The organism is Paraburkholderia sp. BL6669N2, assembly GCF_003387275.1.
Lineage (GTDB): Bacteria > Pseudomonadota > Gammaproteobacteria > Burkholderiales > Burkholderiaceae > Paraburkholderia.
The window spans coordinates 3,403,598-3,422,281 of sequence record NZ_QUNA01000001.1 but is presented as its reverse complement, the minus strand read 5'-3'; the positions used below and the strand labels follow the sequence as shown (position 1 = coordinate 3,422,281).

The 18,684-nt window shown below is 63.2% G+C and carries 13 protein-coding genes, 1 tRNA gene and 3 riboswitches; of the genes, 4 read left to right on the top strand and 10 right to left on the bottom strand.

The annotated features are described in order from the left end of the window. Positions 1-48 precede the first annotated feature (48 nt). From B0G80_RS15630 to B0G80_RS15595, 8 genes are all read right to left on the bottom strand, one after another. Positions 49-1,773, bottom strand: coding sequence for a thiamine pyrophosphate-binding protein (locus B0G80_RS15630; RefSeq protein ID WP_116118553.1), 1,725 nt, complete (start codon positions 1,771-1,773; stop codon positions 49-51). 300 nt (positions 1,774-2,073) lie between these two features. Then, positions 2,074-3,462 carry an L-serine ammonia-lyase gene (locus B0G80_RS15625; protein WP_116118552.1) on the bottom strand — a complete coding sequence of 463 codons (1,389 nt, stop codon included), beginning with the start codon at positions 3,460-3,462 and terminating at the stop codon, positions 2,074-2,076. Positions 3,463-3,492: 30 nt separating this feature from the next. Then, positions 3,493-4,623, bottom strand: coding sequence for an alginate lyase family protein (locus B0G80_RS15620; RefSeq protein ID WP_116118551.1), 1,131 nt, complete (start codon positions 4,621-4,623; stop codon positions 3,493-3,495). A 141-nt stretch (positions 4,624-4,764) separates the two neighbouring features. Further along, complete coding sequence (gcvP, locus tag B0G80_RS15615) at positions 4,765-7,701, bottom strand: aminomethyl-transferring glycine dehydrogenase (protein ID WP_116118550.1); 2,937 nt, start codon at positions 7,699-7,701, stop codon at positions 4,765-4,767. Positions 7,702-7,780: 79 nt separating this feature from the next. Next, complete coding sequence (gcvH, locus tag B0G80_RS15610) at positions 7,781-8,161, bottom strand: glycine cleavage system protein GcvH (RefSeq protein WP_116118549.1); 381 nt, start codon at positions 8,159-8,161, stop codon at positions 7,781-7,783. Positions 8,162-8,224: 63 nt separating this feature from the next. Next, the gene (gene gcvT / locus B0G80_RS15605) at positions 8,225-9,343 is read right to left on the bottom strand and encodes a glycine cleavage system aminomethyltransferase GcvT (RefSeq protein ID WP_116118548.1); all 1,119 of its coding nucleotides are present in this window, start codon (positions 9,341-9,343) and stop codon (positions 8,225-8,227) included. Between the two features lie 80 nt (positions 9,344-9,423). Then, positions 9,424-9,583: riboswitch (glycine riboswitch) on the bottom strand. A 32-nt stretch (positions 9,584-9,615) separates the two neighbouring features. Next, a riboswitch (glycine riboswitch) is annotated at positions 9,616-9,717 on the bottom strand. 154 nt (positions 9,718-9,871) lie between these two features. Then, positions 9,872-10,222, bottom strand: coding sequence for a hypothetical protein (locus B0G80_RS15600; protein ID WP_106284746.1), 351 nt, complete (start codon positions 10,220-10,222; stop codon positions 9,872-9,874). A gap of 198 nt (positions 10,223-10,420) precedes the next feature. Further along, positions 10,421-11,470, bottom strand: a complete 1,050-nt coding sequence (locus tag B0G80_RS15595) for an oxidoreductase (RefSeq protein WP_116118547.1) — start codon at positions 11,468-11,470, stop codon at positions 10,421-10,423. Positions 11,471-11,779: 309 nt separating this feature from the next. Here B0G80_RS15595 and B0G80_RS15590 point away from each other — a divergent pair, with 309 nt between their 5' ends. After that, on the top strand, positions 11,780-13,870 hold the full coding sequence (locus tag B0G80_RS15590; protein ID WP_116118546.1) for a UvrD-helicase domain-containing protein: 2,091 nt from the start codon (positions 11,780-11,782) through the stop codon (positions 13,868-13,870). Positions 13,871-13,991: 121 nt separating this feature from the next. On the opposite strand, the gene B0G80_RS15585 is transcribed toward B0G80_RS15590, so the two are convergent. Further along, positions 13,992-14,894 (bottom strand): cytochrome c5 family protein, encoded by a 903-nt coding sequence (locus B0G80_RS15585; RefSeq protein ID WP_116119671.1) that lies wholly within the window; start codon positions 14,892-14,894, stop codon positions 13,992-13,994. A 274-nt stretch (positions 14,895-15,168) separates the two neighbouring features. Here B0G80_RS15585 and B0G80_RS15580 point away from each other — a divergent pair. The 3 genes from B0G80_RS15580 to B0G80_RS15570 all read left to right on the top strand — a co-directional run bounded on the left by B0G80_RS15580 (position 15,169) and on the right by B0G80_RS15570 (position 17,539). Then, a tRNA-Arg gene (locus tag B0G80_RS15580) sits at positions 15,169-15,244 on the top strand. Between the two features lie 352 nt (positions 15,245-15,596). Next, on the top strand, positions 15,597-16,160 hold the full coding sequence (locus B0G80_RS15575) for a porin family protein (protein ID WP_258878890.1): 564 nt from the start codon (positions 15,597-15,599) through the stop codon (positions 16,158-16,160). A 95-nt stretch (positions 16,161-16,255) separates the two neighbouring features. Then, positions 16,256-16,432, top strand: a riboswitch (yybP-ykoY riboswitch). A 96-nt stretch (positions 16,433-16,528) separates the two neighbouring features. Continuing rightward, positions 16,529-17,539 (top strand): sodium:calcium antiporter, encoded by a 1,011-nt coding sequence (locus tag B0G80_RS15570; RefSeq protein WP_116118544.1) that lies wholly within the window; start codon positions 16,529-16,531, stop codon positions 17,537-17,539. 69 nt (positions 17,540-17,608) lie between these two features. On the opposite strand, the gene B0G80_RS15565 is transcribed toward B0G80_RS15570, so the two are convergent. Continuing rightward, the gene (locus tag B0G80_RS15565; RefSeq protein ID WP_116118543.1) at positions 17,609-18,676 is read right to left on the bottom strand and encodes an HAD family phosphatase; all 1,068 of its coding nucleotides are present in this window, start codon (positions 18,674-18,676) and stop codon (positions 17,609-17,611) included. Positions 18,677-18,684: the final 8 nt, after the last annotated feature.

Below are 18,684 nucleotides of genomic sequence, written 5' to 3'. Positions count from 1 at the left end.
GTTGGACATGCACCCAACCTTTCCGGGTGAATCTCTTAAGCAACTAGCTTATGTTGACTCCCCGCGCATCTTCCTCCCCTGCTCCCTAACCTGCTCCAACGTCGCACCCGGCGTGCTCGCTTCCTGCGGCATGCGAATCTCGATCACCGCCGCACACTTCGCCTCCATTGAACGCTTGAGCGCAGGCAGAAAATCCTCAGTCCGCTCCACCGTCTCGCCATGCGCGCCGAACGATCGCGCGAACGCCGCGAAATCCGGATTCGTGAGCCCGGTGCCATGCACCCGCCCAGGATAGTGCCGCTCCTGATGCATACGAATCGTGCCGAAGTGACCGTTATTCACCACGATGAAAAGCACGTGCAGGTCGTACTGCATCGCCGTCGCAAGTTCTTGCGCGGCCATCATGAAGCAGCCGTCGCCGGCCAGCGCCACAACCGCGCGTTGCGGATACATCGATTTCGCCGCGATCGCCGCCGGCACGCCGTAGCCCATCGCGCCACTCGTCGGCGCAAGCTGCGAACGGTAATGCCGATACGAGAAGTGCCGATGCAGCCACGTCGCGTAATTGCCCGCGCCGTTGGTGAGAATCGCGTCGTCCGGCAGATGCGCGCGCAACTGCTGAATCACTTCGCCCATCTGCACGTCACCGGGAATCTGACGCGGTTTGCGCCAGTCGAGATACGCCTGATGCGCCTCGCTCGCTGCGCCCGACCACGCGAGTTGCTCGGACGATGGCTCCAACTCCGCAAGCATTGCGGCCAACTCCGGCATGCCAGAGACGATCGGCAGATCGGCCGCATACACGCGACCCAATTCCTCCGCGCCCTGATGCACGTGCACGAGCGTCTGCTTCGTTTTCGGAATGTCGAGCAACGTATAGCCGTTCGTCGTCGCTTCGCCCAAACGCGGTCCGATCGCGAGTAGCACGTCGGCGTCGCGAATGCGTCGTGCGAGCGCGGGATTGATGCCGAGGCCTACGTCGCCGGCATAGTTCGGATGCTCGTTGTCGAGCGTGTCCTGAAAGCGGAACGCGAGGCCGACCGGCAATTGCCAGTTCTCGACGAAGCGTCGAAAGTCCGCGCACGCAGCCGGCGTCCAACCGCTGCCGCCTGCGATCACCATCGGCCGTTGCGCCCCGTCGAGCAATCCGCGCAACTTCTCGATCTGCGCCGCCGACGGTGACGCCGCCACGCGCTGATAAGCCGGCGCGCCGGCCACGGCATCGCATGCGTCGCTCAACACGTCTTCGGGCAACGACAAGACCACCGGCCCGGGTCGCCCCGAAGTCGCCGTGTGAAACGCATGGCTCAGATACTCGGGAATACGCTTCGGATCGTCGATTTGCGCGACCCACTTCGCCATCTGCCCGAACATGCGCCGATAGTCGATTTCCTGAAACGCCTCGCGGTCGAGATGCTCACGCGCGCATTGGCCGATCAGCAGAATCATCGGCGTGGAATCCTGAAACGCGGTGTGCACGCCGATCGATGCATGCGTGGCGCCCGGCCCGCGCGTGACGAGCGCGACGCCAGGGCGCCCCGTCAATTTACCGACGGCCTCCGCCATATTCGCCGCGGCCGCTTCGTGACGGCAAACAATGGTCTGGATGCGTTCGGTTTCGTCGTGCAGCGCATCCAGCACAGCGAGAAAACTCTCGCCGGGCACACAGAAAACACGTTCGACACCGTGCGTGAGTAAAGCATCGACGACGAGACGCGCGCCGGTGGTTTGAGCGGCGGCGGGACCGGCAACGGGAGTATTCGGCTGCGACATTGCGATGAAGTCTCCAGGCAGTGCGTAAGTGCGGTATGAGATTGCCGAATCAACCTGAACATCAGCCGATCGGCGCTCCGACAGCTTACGCCGAGCGCGCCGCCGCTGTCACGGTGCCGCGCTACGGGATCGCTCGCGGCCGCGCGCAGGTAAGAAGCGCACGCGCCTTCTCCCGCTTCGGCGACAGTCCGTAGCACAGGCGTCCGCACGTGATGTACGAACGCGAAGAAGCGACGCGCAAATAAAAACGCGGGCCATAGCCCGCGTCGTCATCCGCATCGAGGCAAGGAAGCGCCGCCCTCAACACTCGACGATATTCACCGCCAACCCGCCCCGCGACGTTTCCTTGTATTTGGTTTTCATATCCGCGCCGGTCTCGCGCATGGTCTTGATCACCGAATCGAGCGACACGTAGTGACTGCCGTCGCCGCGCAAGGCCATGCGCGCGGCATTGACCGCTTTCACCGATGCCATCGCGTTGCGCTCGATACACGGAATCTGCACCATGCCGCCGACCGGATCGCACGTCAGCCCGAGGTTGTGCTCCATGCCGATTTCCGCGGCGTTTTCGACCTGCTTCGGGGTGCCACCCATGACTGCCGCGAGCGCGCCCGCCGCCATCGAGCAGGCGACGCCCACTTCGCCCTGACAGCCCACTTCGGCGCCCGAAATCGACGCGTTCAGCTTGTACAGAATGCCGATCGCCGCGGCGGTCATCAGGAAGTCGATCACGCCTTGCTGATTCGAACCCGGCATGAAGCGCGTGTAGTAATGCAGCACGGCCGGAATGATGCCGGCTGCGCCGTTGGTCGGCGCCGTCACCACACGTCCGCCGGCGGCATTTTCTTCGTTGACGGCGATCGCGTAGAGATTGATCCAGTCGATCATCGACAGTGGATCGCGTAACGCCAGCTCCGGATTGCCCGACAGCGCGCGATACAGTTGCGGCGCGCGCCGTTTCACCTGGAATGGACCGGGCAGGTTACCGTCGGCATCCGGATTGTTGATGCCGCAACCGCGCGATACACACGATTGCATCACGTCCCAGATCTTCAGCAGGCCTGCGCGCGTCTCTTCTTCCGTATGCCAGACGCGCTCGTTTTCCCACATCAACTGGGCAATGCTCTTACCGGTCGATTCGCACAGCGCGAGCAACTCGTTGCCGCTGCGAAACGAGTACGGCAGTTGATCGACCGCGGCCAGGACTTTCGTATTCGGAGCGCCGGCCGTCACCACGAAACCGCCGCCCACCGACAGATAGGTCGACTCGCGCAATGTCTCGCCTTGCGCGTCGAGCGCACGAAACTTCAGACCATTCGGATGCTCGGGCAGCGCCTGACGATAAAACGAAATGTGATCCTTCTGCACGAACGGCACCTCGTGCGTGCCGAGCAGCGCCAGCTTGCGGGACACGCGCACTGCCTCGAGCCGCTGCGCTATCGTGTCCGGGTCCACGGTATCGGGCGCATCGCCCATCAGGCCGAGCATGACGCCGCGATCGGTACCGTGCCCTTTGCCCGTCGCGCCGAGCGAGCCGTACAACTCCACTTTCACCGAGGCGGTCGCAGCGAGCAGCCCATCGCGTTCGAGCCCTTGAGCGAACATCAGCGCCGCGCGCATCGGCCCGACCGTATGCGAACTGGACGGACCAATGCCGATTTTGAAGAGGTCGAAGACGCTGACTGCCATTTACTGCTCCCTGCTATGGATAAAGTTGATTTACCGCGCCGGCAGCGGCAAACACACGGCGAGCCACGCGGGCGGCGTCGGTGCGAGCTGTAGCGCGATCGGCGTATAGCGCCCGTCGAGGCGCGCCGCCAGGTGAAACAGTTCCGTCGCGTTCTTCGGATCCCACTGACCCGAATAGCCGGGCAAGCCGGCCTCGCGACGTTTTGCATCGAACGGAACGCTCGAATGCACGAATTCTTCATGCGTCTTGCTGCCGGCCGCATACGGCGCCAGCCAGTTGAGCGCGGCTTGCAACGACGCGCCGTCCGCGCCCTTCTCCGGCAACCAGTTGCGATTATGGCGACGCGCGGCGAGCGCGGCTGTCACGAGCGGCTGCAAGTCGTAGGTGACGTAATGCAGCGCGTCGCGTTCGTTGAAATCAACTGTCGAACCATCCGGCTCGATGTTGTCGCCAATATGCTCGACGAACAGACGCTGGGCCGCGTTGATCATCTTGCGGTTGTCGAGCGTGAACGCGGCCATGGCAATCAGTTTGATCCGATGGCTCTGCCAGTTGTTCCTGAACGTTCCTTTGAGCGGGCGCGGCTGCGCGTCGATTTGCCCGATGTAGCCGTTCGCGAGTTTCGTCAGGAACGCCATCGACGCATTGCGCGTTTTCACCGGCAACGCGCTCGCCGTCATGTCGTACGCGAGAATCAGTCCTTCGAAACGGGTTTCGTCGATGGGATTGAAGCTCGGTTGATAGGTCGTGACCCAGGCATACAGCAAGCGGTCGACGAGCTTGAGATAGCGGTCGTCGCTGGTGGCGCGCCAGGCGAGCGCGGCGTCGCGCAACAGATCGAGATCTTTCTCCGCCTCGACGCTCTGGTCGTAAATGCCCTCGTGCGGCAGCGTGCCTTCGGTATGCAGTTTCGCCAGCGCATGCGGCTGGTCGTTCAGATGGGCCTGCACGTTGCTCACCAGCGCTTTCACACCGGGATCGGCGTTCGTGCGTTCGCTGGTTTGCAGCGCGGGCGCCGCGCAAAAATTCATCGCGGCCTGCGCTTGCCGCAGCGGCAGCAGCACGGCTGCGCCAGCCAACAGCAGCGTGCAGGCTTGCCGCCAATTCGGCGCTCGCGTTGCTTCGGTCCGGCTTTGCATCAATCGCACCTTTCGCGCCATGCGAAACTCCTCGTTAGGCTGATTCGGTGTGTGATGTTAGCCGTTTGCGGCCACGAACGACAGAGAACCTCAGAGCGGAACCACGGATCGCCTCGCCGCCTCTTTTTCGAGACGACGGGCGATGCGCATTGGCAATCCCGCTTACTCGTAGTCGGCGATCGGCACGCAGGAGCAGAACAGGTTGCGGTCGCCGTACACGTTGTCCGCGCGGCCGACCGGCGGCCAGTACTTCTTCGCGATCAGCGTGGGCAGCGGATACGCCGCGGTTTCGCGCGCATACGCGTGCTTCCAGTCATTCGCGATAACCACCGCTGCCGTGTGCGGCGCATGCTTCAGCGGGTTGTCCTCGCGATCCGAGCGGCCTTCTTCGACAGCACGGATTTCCTCGCGGATCGCAATCATCGCTTCGATGAAACGGTCGAGTTCTTCCTTCGATTCCGATTCGGTCGGCTCGACCATCAGCGTGCCCGGCACCGGGAAGCTCATGGTCGGCGCGTGGAAGCCGTAGTCGGCGAGACGCTTGGCGACGTCGTCGACGGTGATGCCGCTGGTTTCCTTGATCGGACGCAGATCGAGAATGCACTCGTGCGCGACCAGGCCGCCCGGGCCCGAATACAGCACCGGATAGTGCGGCGCGAGTTTCTTCGCCACGTAGTTCGCGTTGAGGATCGCGGTTTCGGTCGCGGCGGTGAGGTTCTTCGCGCCCATCATTGCGATATACATCCACGAGATCGGCAAGATCGACGCCGAGCCGTACGGAGCGCCGGATACCGCGCCAATGCCGTTCGGCGCGCGCTCATAACCCGACGAAATCTGGTTCGGCAGGAACTGCGCGAGATGCGCACCGACCGCAACCGGACCGACGCCCGGTCCGCCGCCGCCGTGCGGAATGCAGAAGGTCTTGTGCAGATTCAGGTGCGACACGTCGCCGCCGAACTGGCCCGGTGCAGTCAATCCGACCATGGCGTTCATGTTCGCGCCGTCCACATACACCTGACCGCCGTGCGCGTGCACGATCTCGCAGATTTCACGCACGTTCTGCTCGAACACGCCGTGCGTGGACGGATACGTGATCATGATCGCCGCGAGTTTGTCGGCGTGCTGATCGGCTTTCTTCTTCAGGTCTTCGATATCGACGTTGCCTTGCGCGTCGCAGGCCACCACGACCACCTGCATGCCGGCCATCTGCGCCGACGCCGGATTCGTGCCGTGCGCCGATGCGGGAATCAGGCAGACGTTACGATGCGCTTCGCCGCGCGACGCGTGATACGCGTGGATGATCAGCAGGCCCGCGTATTCGCCTTGCGAGCCGGCGTTCGGTTGCAGCGACACAGCAGCGTAGCCGGTGGCCGCGACCAGCATCTCTTCGAGCTGATCGATCATTTCGCGGTAGCCGACGGTTTGCTCAGCCGGTGCGAACGGATGGATCTGGCCGAATTCGGGCCATGTAACCGGCAGCATTTCCGAGGTGGCGTTCAGCTTCATCGTGCACGAACCGAGCGGGATCATCGAGCGGTCGAGCGCGAGGTCCTTGTCCGACAAGCTGCGCAAATAGCGCAGCATTTCCGTTTCCGAATGATGACGGTTGAACACGTGGTGCGTGAGGTACGCGCTCGTGCGCTCAAGCGCGGCCGGCACCGATGCGGTATTCGACGCAGCCATTGCCGAGTCGAGCGTGTCGACTTGCGGGACGTCTTTCGCGCCGGCGGCTTGCGCGAATACTTCGAGCAGATCCGCCAGATCGCGGCGCGTAGTGGTTTCGTCGATCGACAGGCCGACTTGCGTATCGCTCACGCGGCGCAGGTTGATGCGTTTCGCTTGCGCGGCTTCGTGCAGCGCTTGCGTGCGTGCGCCGGATTCGAAGGTTAGCGTGTCGAAGAACGTTTCGTTGGCGAGCGTGTAGCCGAGTTGCTTCGCGCCTTCCGCCAGCAACGCGGCGATGCGGTTCACGCGCAATGCGATCGTCTTCAAACCGTGCGGGCCGTGATAAACGGCGTACATGCTGGCCATGATCGCGAGCAGCGCTTGCGCGGTACACACGTTCGAAGTGGCCTTCTCGCGGCGAATATGTTGTTCGCGCGTTTGCAGCGCGAGACGCAGCGCGGGGTTGCCTTGCGCGTCGACGGTCACGCCGACGAGGCGGCCCGGCATCTGGCGCTTGAATTCGTCGCGCACGGCGAGGTAAGCCGCATGCGGGCCACCGAAGCCGACCGGTACGCCGAAACGCTGCGTATTGCCGACCGCCACGTCCGCGCCCCATTCGCCCGGCGGCGTGAGAACAGTCAGCGCGAGCAGGTCGGCGGCGACCACCACGTGGCCGCCCGCTGCGTGGATCGCTTCCGTGAGCGCGCGGTAGTCGCGCACGTCGCCGTTCACGCCCGGATATTGCAGCAGCACGCCGAACGCATTTGCATCCGCGGCTTCCGCAGCCGGGCCCACTTTCACTTCGATGCCGACCGGCGTGGCGCGCGTCTTTACCACTTCGATGGTTTGCGGCAGCACGTCGTCGGCCACGTAGAACACGTTCGACTTCGGCTTGCCGATGCGTTGCAGCAGCGTCATCGCTTCAGCCGCAGCCGTGGCTTCGTCGAGCAGCGACGCGTTCGAGATCGCCAGACCCGTCAGGTCGACGATCATCTGCTGGAAGTTCAGCAGCGCCTCCAGACGGCCTTGTGAAATTTCCGGCTGATACGGCGTGTACGCGGTGTACCACGCCGGATTTTCCAGCACGTTACGCAGGATCACCGTCGGCGTGTGCGCGTTGTAATAGCCCTGCCCGATGTATGAGCGGAACACCTGGTTCTTGTCCGCGAGTTCGCGCAGCGCGGCGAGCGCTTCGGCTTCGCTCTTCGGTTGCGCGAAGGGGCCGAGCGGCAGCGTTTCGGTGCGGCGGATCGTCTTCGGAATGACGGCGTCGATCAGCGCGGCGCGCGATGCGAAGCCGAGGGCTTCGAGCATCGCGTGCTGGTCGGCCGCGTCCGGGCCGATATGCCGTTCGGCGAAGGCGTCATGCACTTCGAGCGCGGCGAGCGAGAGAGGAGTGCGGTTCATCAGACGATCCGGGTGTTCGAGCTTCATGGGTGTTCCTGGCGGTGCGGTGTCCTTCGGCATTCGAAAAAGGACGCGCCGCACCTGTCGGGTTAAACGTAAAGGTGAATCAGGCGCCGATCGACTTGCTGTACGCGTCGGCGTCGATCAGACGGTCTTGCGTCGCGTCCGCAGCCGGCTTGATCTTGAAGAGCCAGCTTTCGTACGGCGTGGAGTTGACCGAATCAGGCGTGTTGGCCACGGCGGTGTTCGCTTCGACGATCTCGCCCGAAACCGGCGCGTAGATATCGGAAGCGGCTTTCACCGATTCGATGACGGCGACGGTGTCGCCGGCCGTGACCGTCTTGCCCAGTTCCTGGACTTCGAAGAAGACGATGTCGCCGAGCGCTTCCTGCGCGTGGTCGGTGATGCCGACCGTCAGCGTGCCGTCCGCCTCGGTGCGGACCCACTCGTGCGATTCGGTGTATTTCAGATCGGCCGGGATGCTCATCGGATGCTCCTATGCGGTGTGATTCGGTTGTAACGTGGGAAGTAGACGCACGCGCAGGTTTGCTTAAACCGCGAGCACTTTGCCATTGCGCACGAACGGCAGTTTTACCACGCTTGCAGGTACGTTCTTGTCACGAATCTGAACGTGAACGGTGTCGCCCGGCTGCACGCCTTTCGGCACGCGCGCAAAGGCGATGGATTCCTGCATGGTCGGGGAAAACGTACCGCTGGTGATTTCGCCTTCGCCCTGCGGCGTGACGACTTTTTGATGAGCACGCAGCACGCCCGCCGCCTTGCCGTTTTCCTTCAGCAGAATCAAGCCGACGAACGCAGCCTGCGAACCGTCCGCTTCCAGCTTGCCCTTGCCGACGAAGTCGCGCGGCGAGGTGAGGTCGACGGTCCAGGCGAGGCCGGCGTCGAGCGGCGAGACGTTGTCGTCCATGTCCTGGCCGTACAGGTTCATGCCGGCTTCGAGCCGCAGCGTGTCGCGCGCGCCGAGACCGGCCGGGCGCACGCCTTGGGCGTGCAGCGCATTCCACAGCGCTTCGACGTGATCTGCGGGGACAATGATTTCGAAGCCGTCTTCGCCGGTGTAGCCGGTGCGGGCAACGGTCAACTCGCCGAACGGCGTGTCTTCGATGCGGGCGGCGTTGAAGGGCTTGAGCGCTTCGGTGGCGGCGCGTGCCGTCGGCACGGTTTGCCACACTTTTTCGCGGGCGTTGGGGCCTTGCACGGCGACGATCGCGTAATCGCGGCGCGGCGTGATGGTCAGGCCGAAGCTGCCTTCAGCGTTGAGTTGGCCGAACCAGGCGATGTCTTTGTCGGCGGTGCCGGCATTGACGACCACGCGGAAATGATCTTCGCCGAAGTAATAGACGATCAGATCGTCGATCACGCCGCCGTTCGGGTTCAGCAGGCAGGAGTACAGCGCGCGGCCCGGCGTTTGCAGCTTGGCGACGTTGTTCGCCAGCGCATACTCGAAGAAAGCGCGCACGCGCTCGCCGGTGAAATCGACGACACACATGTGCGAGACGTCGAACATGCCGGCGTCGGTGCGCACGGCGCGGTGTTCGTCGATCTGCGAGCCGTAGTTGACAGGCATGTCCCAGCCGCCGAAATCGACCATGCGGGCATTGAGCGCACGGTGGGTGGCGTTGAGCGGGGTGTGTTTGAGTTCGGTCATGGGGCCTCAGGCGTCTCGCGAAACAAAAAAGGCCATGCGGCGCTACGCCTCGCGGCCTTTTAGCTGCGAGCGATGCGTTGCATGGCCCCTCTGTCCTCGATACCTGAGAGATTGCGTTGCCGTGGTCACGTTGACGTGTCACGGTGAAACGCGCGCCCCTTCGGTGGGCAGCTTGCCAGATTCGCTCGCACTTACGACGCGCGATGCGCACGGCTACTGCCGCTCTCCAGAGTGCGAAAAACCGGTGCTCGATGTTGCCTGAGAGCGGGTTCTTCGACGCGGTCGGTCCTTTTGCCTGAGAGTTTGCGGGTGTGCCCCTTCGGCGGCGCGGCCTGCGGTTTTCTGCGGCCAGCACGCTCTCCCGACGCGTGCGGCGAATGTACGCGAGGGCCGGGGGCTTGTCAAATAAAGGCCCGAGAACCGCGCGGCGGTTGACGGAGCGTCTGCGCACTTGTCAAAAAAAGCGCGGGACGTGATGCCCGCGCTCGTGCTGCTTCGGCGTTGAAGCCGAAATTGATTCTGGCGCGATTACTCGCCGATAGCGTGTGCCGCGTTGTCCAGTTCCTGATTCAAGACGCGCTGTTCGTCGCCCGACAGGCCGCCGCCGTGTTGCGCGGCCATGTCGTGCGCTTCCTGACGGATCACGTCGAGGCGATGGTGCAGCGCTGCGCCTTGGGGCGGCGGGTAATAGCCCTGATTCACGCGGTTGTCGATCCGGCGGCTGAGGTTGTCGATGCGGCCTTCGACCTGATGCAGGCGCTGATCCGCGATCTGTTGCGGGTTGGGGCGAGGCGCCGGCTGGGGTTGAGGCGCCACCACACAGGCGGCGAGGGAACTGAGCAAGGCGCAAGCGGCGAGCGCGCGGATAGTACGGGGCATGGACACTCCGGAAGTCATTGTCGTTTTGTGGTGCTACCCTGGTAGCAACGGATGACTACCGGGCCGCGCTGACCTGCCGCGCGGCCTGATTTGTAACGTTATGTTCCTTTCGGGCTTGTCAGGGTTCTGGGCCCGCGCCGTGTGCACGGCCAGTACTGTTTTAGGTACACAAGCCGTTTCGCCGCGCGGACCAAGCCGTCAGCGAATCCTCTCGAACGGCAGCCGGGCGCCTTCTTCCGAGCTTCGGCCGGCGAGCTCGATAACCGTCATAACGTCGACGGCGTCCTGTGCGCTCACCGGGAATTTCACGCCGTTCTGGATCGCGTCGGCCACCGCGACATAAAACCCGGCGTAATCGCCATTGCGCGTCGGCCACTCCCGCTCGACTTCCTGATCGCCTTCCACGACGCGCACTACACCCGGGGCGTTGCCGGCGCCGAAGCCGTCGTCGCCCGGACGCAGGCCCGCCTTCAACTGATCTTCCTGCGTGTCGAGCCCGTATTTCATATAGCTGCCGCGTGTGCCGTGGAGGGTGAAGCGCGGCGCGACCAGCGCCGTCAGCGCGCTCGCGTGCAGCACCACTTCGAATTCACCGTAGCCGAGCTGGATGTGCACGTAGTCGGGCGCGCCGGCGTCGTCACGATGTGCGCGCACCGTTGCCGACACGGTTTGCGGCGTGCCGAACAGCGCCAGCGCCTGGTCGATCAGATGCGGTCCGAGGTCCAGCAGCAAGCCGCCGCCTCGCGACGCTTCCTCGCGCCAGCGCTGGCGCACCTCCGGCCGGAAACGGTCGAAGTGCGATTCGTATTGCGTGATCCGTCCCAACTCGCCGCTCGCCAGCAGATCGCGCACGGTCAGAAAATCGCCGTCCCAGCGACGGTTGTGAAACGGCATGAAGAGTTTGCCTCGGGCGAGCGCGATGTTGGCCAGCGTGTGCGCGTCGGCGGCGTTCAACGTGACCGGTTTGTCCACCACCACGTGCTTGCCCGCTTCCAGCGTGCGGCGTGCCAGGTCGAAGTGCGTGTCGTTCGGCGTGGCGATCACGATGCAGTCGAGTTCATCCAGCGCCAGCAGCGCGTCGAGGTCGGCCACCACCTTCGTGTGCGGATAGTCGGCGAGCGCGCACTCGGGCTGGCTCGTGGCAATGGCCGCGACGCTCGCGCGGCCGCAGTGCTCGATCACCGGCGCATGAAAGGTCGCGCCGGCGAAACCGTAACCCATCAATCCAATCTTCAGCGATGCGGACATGCGTGTCTTCCTGCAAAAACGGCGCGCCGCTTTGCCACCGCGGCGACGGCGCGCAACACCGCAATTGTGGCATGTCCTGGAGGTGGACCGTCAGCGTCGTCGTGAGCGTTTGTCGCCGCTATCCGTCAACACAATCGTGTTAACATCGCTCCTCTCGCGCGAACCGCAGCGGGCCGGAATACCGGCGCACCGCGCGGGGCGCCCGTTCCAGCTGCCGGGGCTGCGCAGCATGCCCCCGGGCCTCCGGCCGGCGAATATGCTGCCACGCCCTCAACCGCTGCTTTCAACCGCAACACCCATCCACTGACGATGTCCGCAGGCCTGAACCCCGCTCAAAATGAAGCGGTCCGTTATCTCGACGGTCCGTGTCTCGTGCTCGCCGGCGCAGGTAGCGGCAAAACGCGCGTGATCACGCAGAAGATCGCGCACCTGATCGAGGCCAAGGGCTTCGAGCCGCGCCACATCGCCGCCGTCACGTTCACGAACAAGGCCGCGCTGGAAATGCGCGAGCGCGTGGGCAAGCTGCTCGAAGGCAAGACGCTGACCACGCCCGGCAAGGAAGGCCGCAAAGTGCCCGTCAACCAGTTGACGGTCTGCACCTTCCACTCGCTCGGCGTGCAGATTCTGCGGCAGGAAGCGGAGCACGTCGGCCTGAAGCCACAGTTCTCGATCATGGATTCCGACGACTGCTTCGGCATGATCCAGGAGCAGGTCGGCTCAACGGACAAGGGCTTCATCCGCAAGATCCAGTCGATCATTTCGTTGTGGAAGAACGGCATGATCATGCCGGAGCAGGCGATCGCGATCGCCGCCAACGAGGATGAACATCAGGCCGCGATCGTCTACCGCAATTACGTGGCGACGCTGCACGCGTATCAGGCAGTCGATTTCGACGACCTCATCCGTCTGCCAGCCGAACTCTTCGAAAAGAACGAGCAGGTGCGTGACCGCTGGCAGAACAAGCTGCGCTATCTGCTGATCGACGAGTATCAGGACACCAACGCCTGCCAGTACGAACTGGTGAAGCTGCTGGCCGGCAAGCGCGCGGCGTTCACGGCAGTGGGCGACGACGATCAGGCGATCTACGGCTGGCGCGGCGCGACGCTCGAAAATCTCGGCCAGCTGAGCAAGGATTTTCCGAAGCTGCATCTCATCAAGCTGGAGCAGAACTACCGCTCGACGGTCCGCATTCTGACCGCCGCGAACAACGTGATCGCGAACAATCCGAAGCTGTTCGAAAAGAAGTTATGGTCCGAACACGGCATGGGCGACACGATCACCGTCACGCCATGCAACGACGAAGAGCACGAGGCCGAGTCCGTGGTGTTCCGCCTGTCGGCGCACAAGTTCGAGCGGCGCGCGAATTTCCGCGACTACGCGATCCTGTATCGCGGCAATTTTCAGGCGCGCATTTTCGAGCAGGTGTTGCGGCGCGAGCGGATTCCGTACGTGTTGTCCGGTGGCCAATCTTTCTTCGACAAGGCCGAGATCAAGGACATCTGCGCGTATCTGCGTCTGATCGCCAACGCGAACGACGACCCTGCGTTCATCCGCGCGATCACGACGCCGCGACGCGGCGTCGGCAATACGACGCTCGAGGCGCTTGGCTCGTTTGCGGGCCAAGCCAAAGTGTCGCTGTTCGAGGCGGTGTACATGGGCGGCATCGAGGCGCGTCTGTCGCCGCGGCAGATCGAACCGATGCGCGTGTTCTGCGATTTCATGCAGCGTCTCACCGATCGCGCCGAGAAGGACGCCGCCGGCACGCTGCTCGACGAACTGATGGACGCGATCCACTACGAGGCCTATCTGTACGATGCGTTCGACGAACGTCAGGCGCAGTCCAAGTGGCAAAACGTGCTGGAGTTCATGGAATGGCTCAAGCGCAAGGGCACCAAGGCCGAGCCCGCGGGCGCCGCGGCCGATGAAGCCACCGGCTACGACACCGCCGACGGTCTCGGCGACACCGGCAAGAGCCTGCTCGGGCTGATCCAGACGGTCGCGCTGATGTCGATGCTCGAAGGCCGCGAGGAAGATCCCGATGCGGTGCGTTTGTCTACGGTGCATGCGTCGAAGGGCCTGGAGTATCCGCACGTGTTTCTGGTCGGCGTCGAGGAAGGCATCATGCCGCATCGCGGCGGTGCGGACGACGAGCCGATCGACGACGCGCGCATCGAAGAAGAGCGCCGACTGATGTACGTGGCGATCACGCGTGCGCAGCGCAGTCTGCATCTGAACTGGTGCAAGAAGCGCAAGCGCGCGCGAGAGACGGTGGTGTGCGAGCCGTCGCGCTTCATTCCCGAAATGCTGCTCGACGACGCCCCGCCGCCGACGCCCGAAGAAGCGCCGATGTCGCCGAAAGACCGGCTCGCGAGTTTGAAGGCGCTGTTGCAGAAGCCTTGAGTGGCGCTGAGAACCTTGAGTTCGCGTAGGCCCGTTTGCCGGCCGAGATATAAAAAAATCCCTGCAACGCGGCGACGCGGTGCAGGGATTTTTTAGTGCTGCGGCAAACGCCGCGAGCGTTTTACTTCACCGCGCTGACCATGTAGTCGACGGCGGCCTTCACATCCGCGTCGGAAGCTGTCGAGCCGCCCTTCGGCGGCATCGCGCCCTTGCCGTGCAGCGCGTAGTTATAGACCGTGTCCATCGGCTCTTTCAGCCGGGGTGCCCAGGCATCTTTGTCGCCGAACTTCGGTGCGTTCAACACGCCGGCCGCATGACAGGCCTGGCAAACCTGCTGATACAACGCCTTGCCTGCTTGTGACGCGTCGGCGCTTTGCGCGCCGCCCGCTGCCGGCGCGGCCGCTTGCGGCACGCTCGCCATGGCGGCCATCGCTGCGGCGGCCTGAGCCGCACCCGCGTCGGAAGCGCCGGCGGGCGCCACTGCCGCCGCACCGGATGCCGCAGCTGCTGCTGCGCCCGCTGCCGGCTGAGCCGGTTCAGGGAAACTGCCGCCGGAATTGTTGGCCATGTAGGCGACCGCGCGGGCGATTTCGAAATCGCTGTAGTCGTCCGGACTGGTGCCGCCGCGCGGGGGCATCGCGCCTTTGCCGGAGAGCGCCGTGTGCAAAAGCGTGTCGAAGCCCTGCGCGATGCGCGGTGCCCAGTCGGCGGTATTGGTGAATTTCGGCGCGCCTGCGGCACCCGACGCGTGACACGCGGAGCACACCGCCTTGTAGACTTCCTCGCCGGACTTGTAGACGCGCGGCGCGTTGGCGTCGCGAATGTCGACCTGGGCGAACGGCTTGATGCGGGCGGTGACCTCGGCTTCGGAGAGGGAGTCGGTGCCGGCGCCGGTGCGCGTCGAATTGTCGACGTAGATCACTAGCAGAACGATGATGACGATCGGTACCGCAAAACTGGCGATGATTGCGGCGACGAGCTGCCCGGGGGTTTTGATCGGGGCTCCGTGTGGTGCTTCGCTCATGCTTGTCTCGTCTCCGTGGGTATGTGAGCGGTACAGCGTGACGGCAACTTCTTGTTCTTTAATCAGGCACGGACGATTATAGACGGAACATTTCGGCGGCGGCGAGGGGCGCGGCGCGGTGTTCAGCAGGCGTTTACCCGCATCGCGCGGGTTGTGCGAAAGACTGCGGAGACCGCCATTCAGGCCGTCCGGTGGACGGTACGGCGGAAACCGGGTATCCTTTCGGTCTCGCTTTGGCGTCGCATCCGTTCTGGTGCCGCGCATTCGTGTTGAAGCGCCCGTAGCTCAATGGATAGAGTACTGCCCTCCGAAGGCAGGGGTTGCTGGTTCGATCCCAGCCGGGCGCACCAAAAAGAGTCGATCTCGCTCAAGGGCTTACGCAATATGCGCTAAGCCCTTTTGTTTTTTACGGTCATGTCGTGTTCAGACGACTGCCGCCTAAGCTCCCACATTCCTGCAAATAATCGTCCCTCGACGCACTGCGTACGCTCGCATGCGCTTTGCAGAACGCTTTGCAGAATTATCCTAGAAACGTCCGCTTTGTCTGTATTGAAACTAAGAATCGGACGTTTGAACGTCTTCATGCGGAAATTTCCCATTGCCCCACCCTATCCTCTTAATTAGCATGTTTTGTTCATGCAAATTGCATCGCGTGAATATCCCCGAAGCGGCATTTCGACATCGCTTCACTGATTAATAAAGGTGTCGCGATCTATCCGCGCGCCGATCGTTTTATTGCAGGTCATGTACAAAATAACCCGGCTGATTTTAACCGCATCGATCATGATGCTATCCAATCTCGTCCACGCGCAATCGGCGGCGCCTCAAACAGGTGCAAGCGAGTTTGCCGGTCCCTATGTGGGTTTCAAGTTGGGTGTGAACACTTCCGATGCTTCAGGCGTTCACAGTAAAGCATCGCACACCACGGTTTTTCCCGGTTTCATGGCGGGATATAACTTCGATGTCGACCGTTTCGTCGCAGGCGCCGAAGTTTTTGCCGATCTGCATCATGGCTCGACAACCTATAAAGACGGCGGAATCGATGCGAAATTCGGCATGCCGTTCAATCAGTTCATGCCATATGTCCGTATTGGATTGACAACGGATTGGCCGAACATCCGCCCTCACTGGGGTTTAGGCGTCGAATATAAATTCGCTAAACACGTGAGCGCGGTGGGCGAATGGACAACCGACACCAGCAACCACGACGGCACCCGAAGAACGAATAACAGCTTCACCATCGGTGTGCAATATCACTTCAACTAACGTGCTGGATTCGCAACTGCGCGACTAACCGATCGGACTCGAACAACCGCCTTCCCCGCAACAAGGTTGTTGAAAGCGCCCGCTGCCGTTAGAATCCCCCGGTCACTGGGGAGTAGCCTTCCTTCATGCCTTTGAAGGAGAGCGCGTCAACATACTTGGCCTGCGGGTCATGGCGCGTTCGACCGGGTCGGTTTGGCGAGACCATTGACGCACTGCCTCGTTCTGGTCGGACGGGCGGCGGTGCGTCATTGGTTTGTCATCTACGTCCGACCGCGGAGTTGCCCTGTGAAAAATCGTCGCATCCAGCAAGTCTCCCCTCTCGTCCGTCCGCCGCGCCTCTGCTTCTGCCTGTCCGCGGAGCGCCGCGCATGACCGGTCTCCTGTTCGAACTTGCCATCATGCTGGTCGTCATTCTGGTGGCGGCCGAGCTCTTCACCAATGCACTCGAGCATCTGGGCGAACGCCTCAAGATTTCCGAAGGCGTGACGGGTTCACTATTCGCCGCCGTCGGCACGGCGTTGCCCGAGACGCTCGTACCGCTGCTCGCGATCGCCGGCGGCACGACCGATAACGTGGTCAACCAGGAAATCGGCGTCGGCGCGATTCTCGGTGCGCCGCTGATGCTCTCCACCCTCTCCACCTTCCTCATGACGCTCGCGATTGTCGGCTCGCGCGGCGCGCGCGGCTGGGTCGCGCCGGAGCGTACGGGTTTCACGCGCGACCTCAACTATTTCCTGTGTGCGTTCTTGCTGGCCGCCGCGGCGATGTACGTGCCGCATGAGCAAATGATCGTACGCGCGCTCTTCAGCGTGGCGCTGGTCGGCGTGTACGTCACCTATGTGGTGATGACCTTCCGTGCATCGAATGATCTGGTCGATGCCGGCCACGGCACTGAAGCGCCGGGCAAGATGCTGATCTCGCGCCTCGGCGTGCCGACCAACCTCGCGACCATCGTGGTGCAACTGGCGCTCGCCGTCGCGTTGCTGGTGTGGGGCGCGGAAGGCTTCATCCATGGTGTGCGCGGCGTCTCGCAGGCGCTCGGCGTGTCGCCGTTGCTGCTCTCTCTGCTGATCATTCCGATCGCGACCGAGCTGCCCGAGAAGGTCAACAGCATTCTCTGGATTCGCCGCGGCAAGGACACGCTGGCCTTCGGCAACATCACCGGTGCGATGGTGTTTCAGGGCACCTTGCTGCCTGCGATCGGTATCCTGCTGACGCCGTGGGTGCCGCGTATCGAAGTGGTGACCGGCATCGTGATCACGCTCGCCGCCGCTGCGTGGCTGCGGATCAATGTGCGTGAGCGCGGCGTGCCGGTGTGGGCGTTACTGGTTTGCGGCGTGCTCTATGCCACGTATCTGGCGATCACGCTGAGCCGCTAGACGAGCCGCCGGCGACAGGTGAATCAGTCGCAGAAGGCCGCTCGCCCGACGGCCTTCTGAGTTTCAGGTTCAGTTCGGCCGGGCCGTTGTCGGCGCTGCGGTCGCTGGCGCGCCGTCCGGCTTGAACACGACTCTCCAGTCATCTTTCATATCGACGACAAGCCAGCCTTTCGCGCCGGCGTCGTCCAGACCTTTGTCGAGTTTGCCGCTCTTCGCCGTGCGATCGTATGCGTATTCGCGTTCCGCGTCCGTGTGATGCACGAGCGCGGCGAGGCGCGGGCCATCGCCTGCCGAGGTCCATTCGAGCATTGGCCCGTCGCCATCCGCGTTACCGAACGCGATCACCGGACGTCTGCCGATCACGCGCTCGATGGCGAGCGGTTTGGCCGAGCCGTCGACCAGCGTGTCGACTTGTGCGAGGCGCGTCAGCGAGACCGCACCGTTGCTCTGGCCATACCGATACTTAACGGTGCTGCCGATCAGCTGCTCGGGCGGAATGCCGTACATGCGTTGGGCGACGTCGCGGGCGAACTCGGCGTCGCCGCCCGTCACCAGATAGGTCTTGAAGCCGTTGGCGCGCAGATAGGCGAGCAACTCGAGCATGGGCTGATATGCGAGATCGGCGTAGGGCCGGTTGAAGTGCGGGTCAGCCGCGGAATCGAACCATTCGCGCACGAGTGCGGCGAACTGATCGCCCGTCATGCCGGCGTGGGCCGCCGCCAACACCCGCATCGAGCCGCTGTCGCCGCTTGCCGCCACACTCCTGAGATTGCCTTTGAGGATCGAGCGAAACGGCTCCTGACGCTTCCATTCCGGATGCCGTCCGGCCACCGTCTTCACACGTTGCAGCGCGAACACCAATTGCACCGAAGCGGGCTGCTCGGGCCACAGTGTGCCGTCGTTATCGAATACGGCGATCCGGTCGGCACGCGGGATGAAGTCCTTGGACTCGGGCGTAGTCACGAGCGTCACGAAGTCGACAATCGAGCGTTTGGTCTTCGTGTCATTCCATGACGCCAACGCGGCGGCCGTCGATGCGCCGGCCTGCGACACCCCGTCCTGTCGCGGCGTCACGGCACAGGCAGAAAGAAGGACAACGGTGAAGGCGATGCAGTACCGGTGCAGCGTGCGAATCATGAAAGCCT

Coding starts and splice junctions, on each gene's coding strand:
- B0G80_RS15630 (WP_116118553.1), bottom strand. CDS start 1,773: ATGTCGCAGCCGAATACTCCCGTTGCCGGTCCCGCCGCCGCTCAAACC.
- B0G80_RS15625 (WP_116118552.1), bottom strand. CDS start 3,462: ATGGCAGTCAGCGTCTTCGACCTCTTCAAAATCGGCATTGGTCCGTCC.
- B0G80_RS15620 (WP_116118551.1), bottom strand. CDS start 4,623: ATGGCGCGAAAGGTGCGATTGATGCAAAGCCGGACCGAAGCAACGCGA.
- gcvP (WP_116118550.1), bottom strand. CDS start 7,701: ATGAAGCTCGAACACCCGGATCGTCTGATGAACCGCACTCCTCTCTCG.
- gcvH (WP_116118549.1), bottom strand. CDS start 8,161: ATGAGCATCCCGGCCGATCTGAAATACACCGAATCGCACGAGTGGGTC.
- gcvT (WP_116118548.1), bottom strand. CDS start 9,343: ATGACCGAACTCAAACACACCCCGCTCAACGCCACCCACCGTGCGCTC.
- B0G80_RS15600 (WP_106284746.1), bottom strand. CDS start 10,222: ATGCCCCGTACTATCCGCGCGCTCGCCGCTTGCGCCTTGCTCAGTTCC.
- B0G80_RS15595 (WP_116118547.1), bottom strand. CDS start 11,470: ATGTCCGCATCGCTGAAGATTGGATTGATGGGTTACGGTTTCGCCGGC.
- B0G80_RS15590 (WP_116118546.1), top strand. CDS start 11,780: ATGTCCGCAGGCCTGAACCCCGCTCAAAATGAAGCGGTCCGTTATCTC.
- B0G80_RS15585 (WP_116119671.1), bottom strand. CDS start 14,894: ATGAGCGAAGCACCACACGGAGCCCCGATCAAAACCCCCGGGCAGCTC.
- B0G80_RS15570 (WP_116118544.1), top strand. CDS start 16,529: ATGACCGGTCTCCTGTTCGAACTTGCCATCATGCTGGTCGTCATTCTG.
- B0G80_RS15565 (WP_116118543.1), bottom strand. CDS start 18,676: ATGATTCGCACGCTGCACCGGTACTGCATCGCCTTCACCGTTGTCCTT.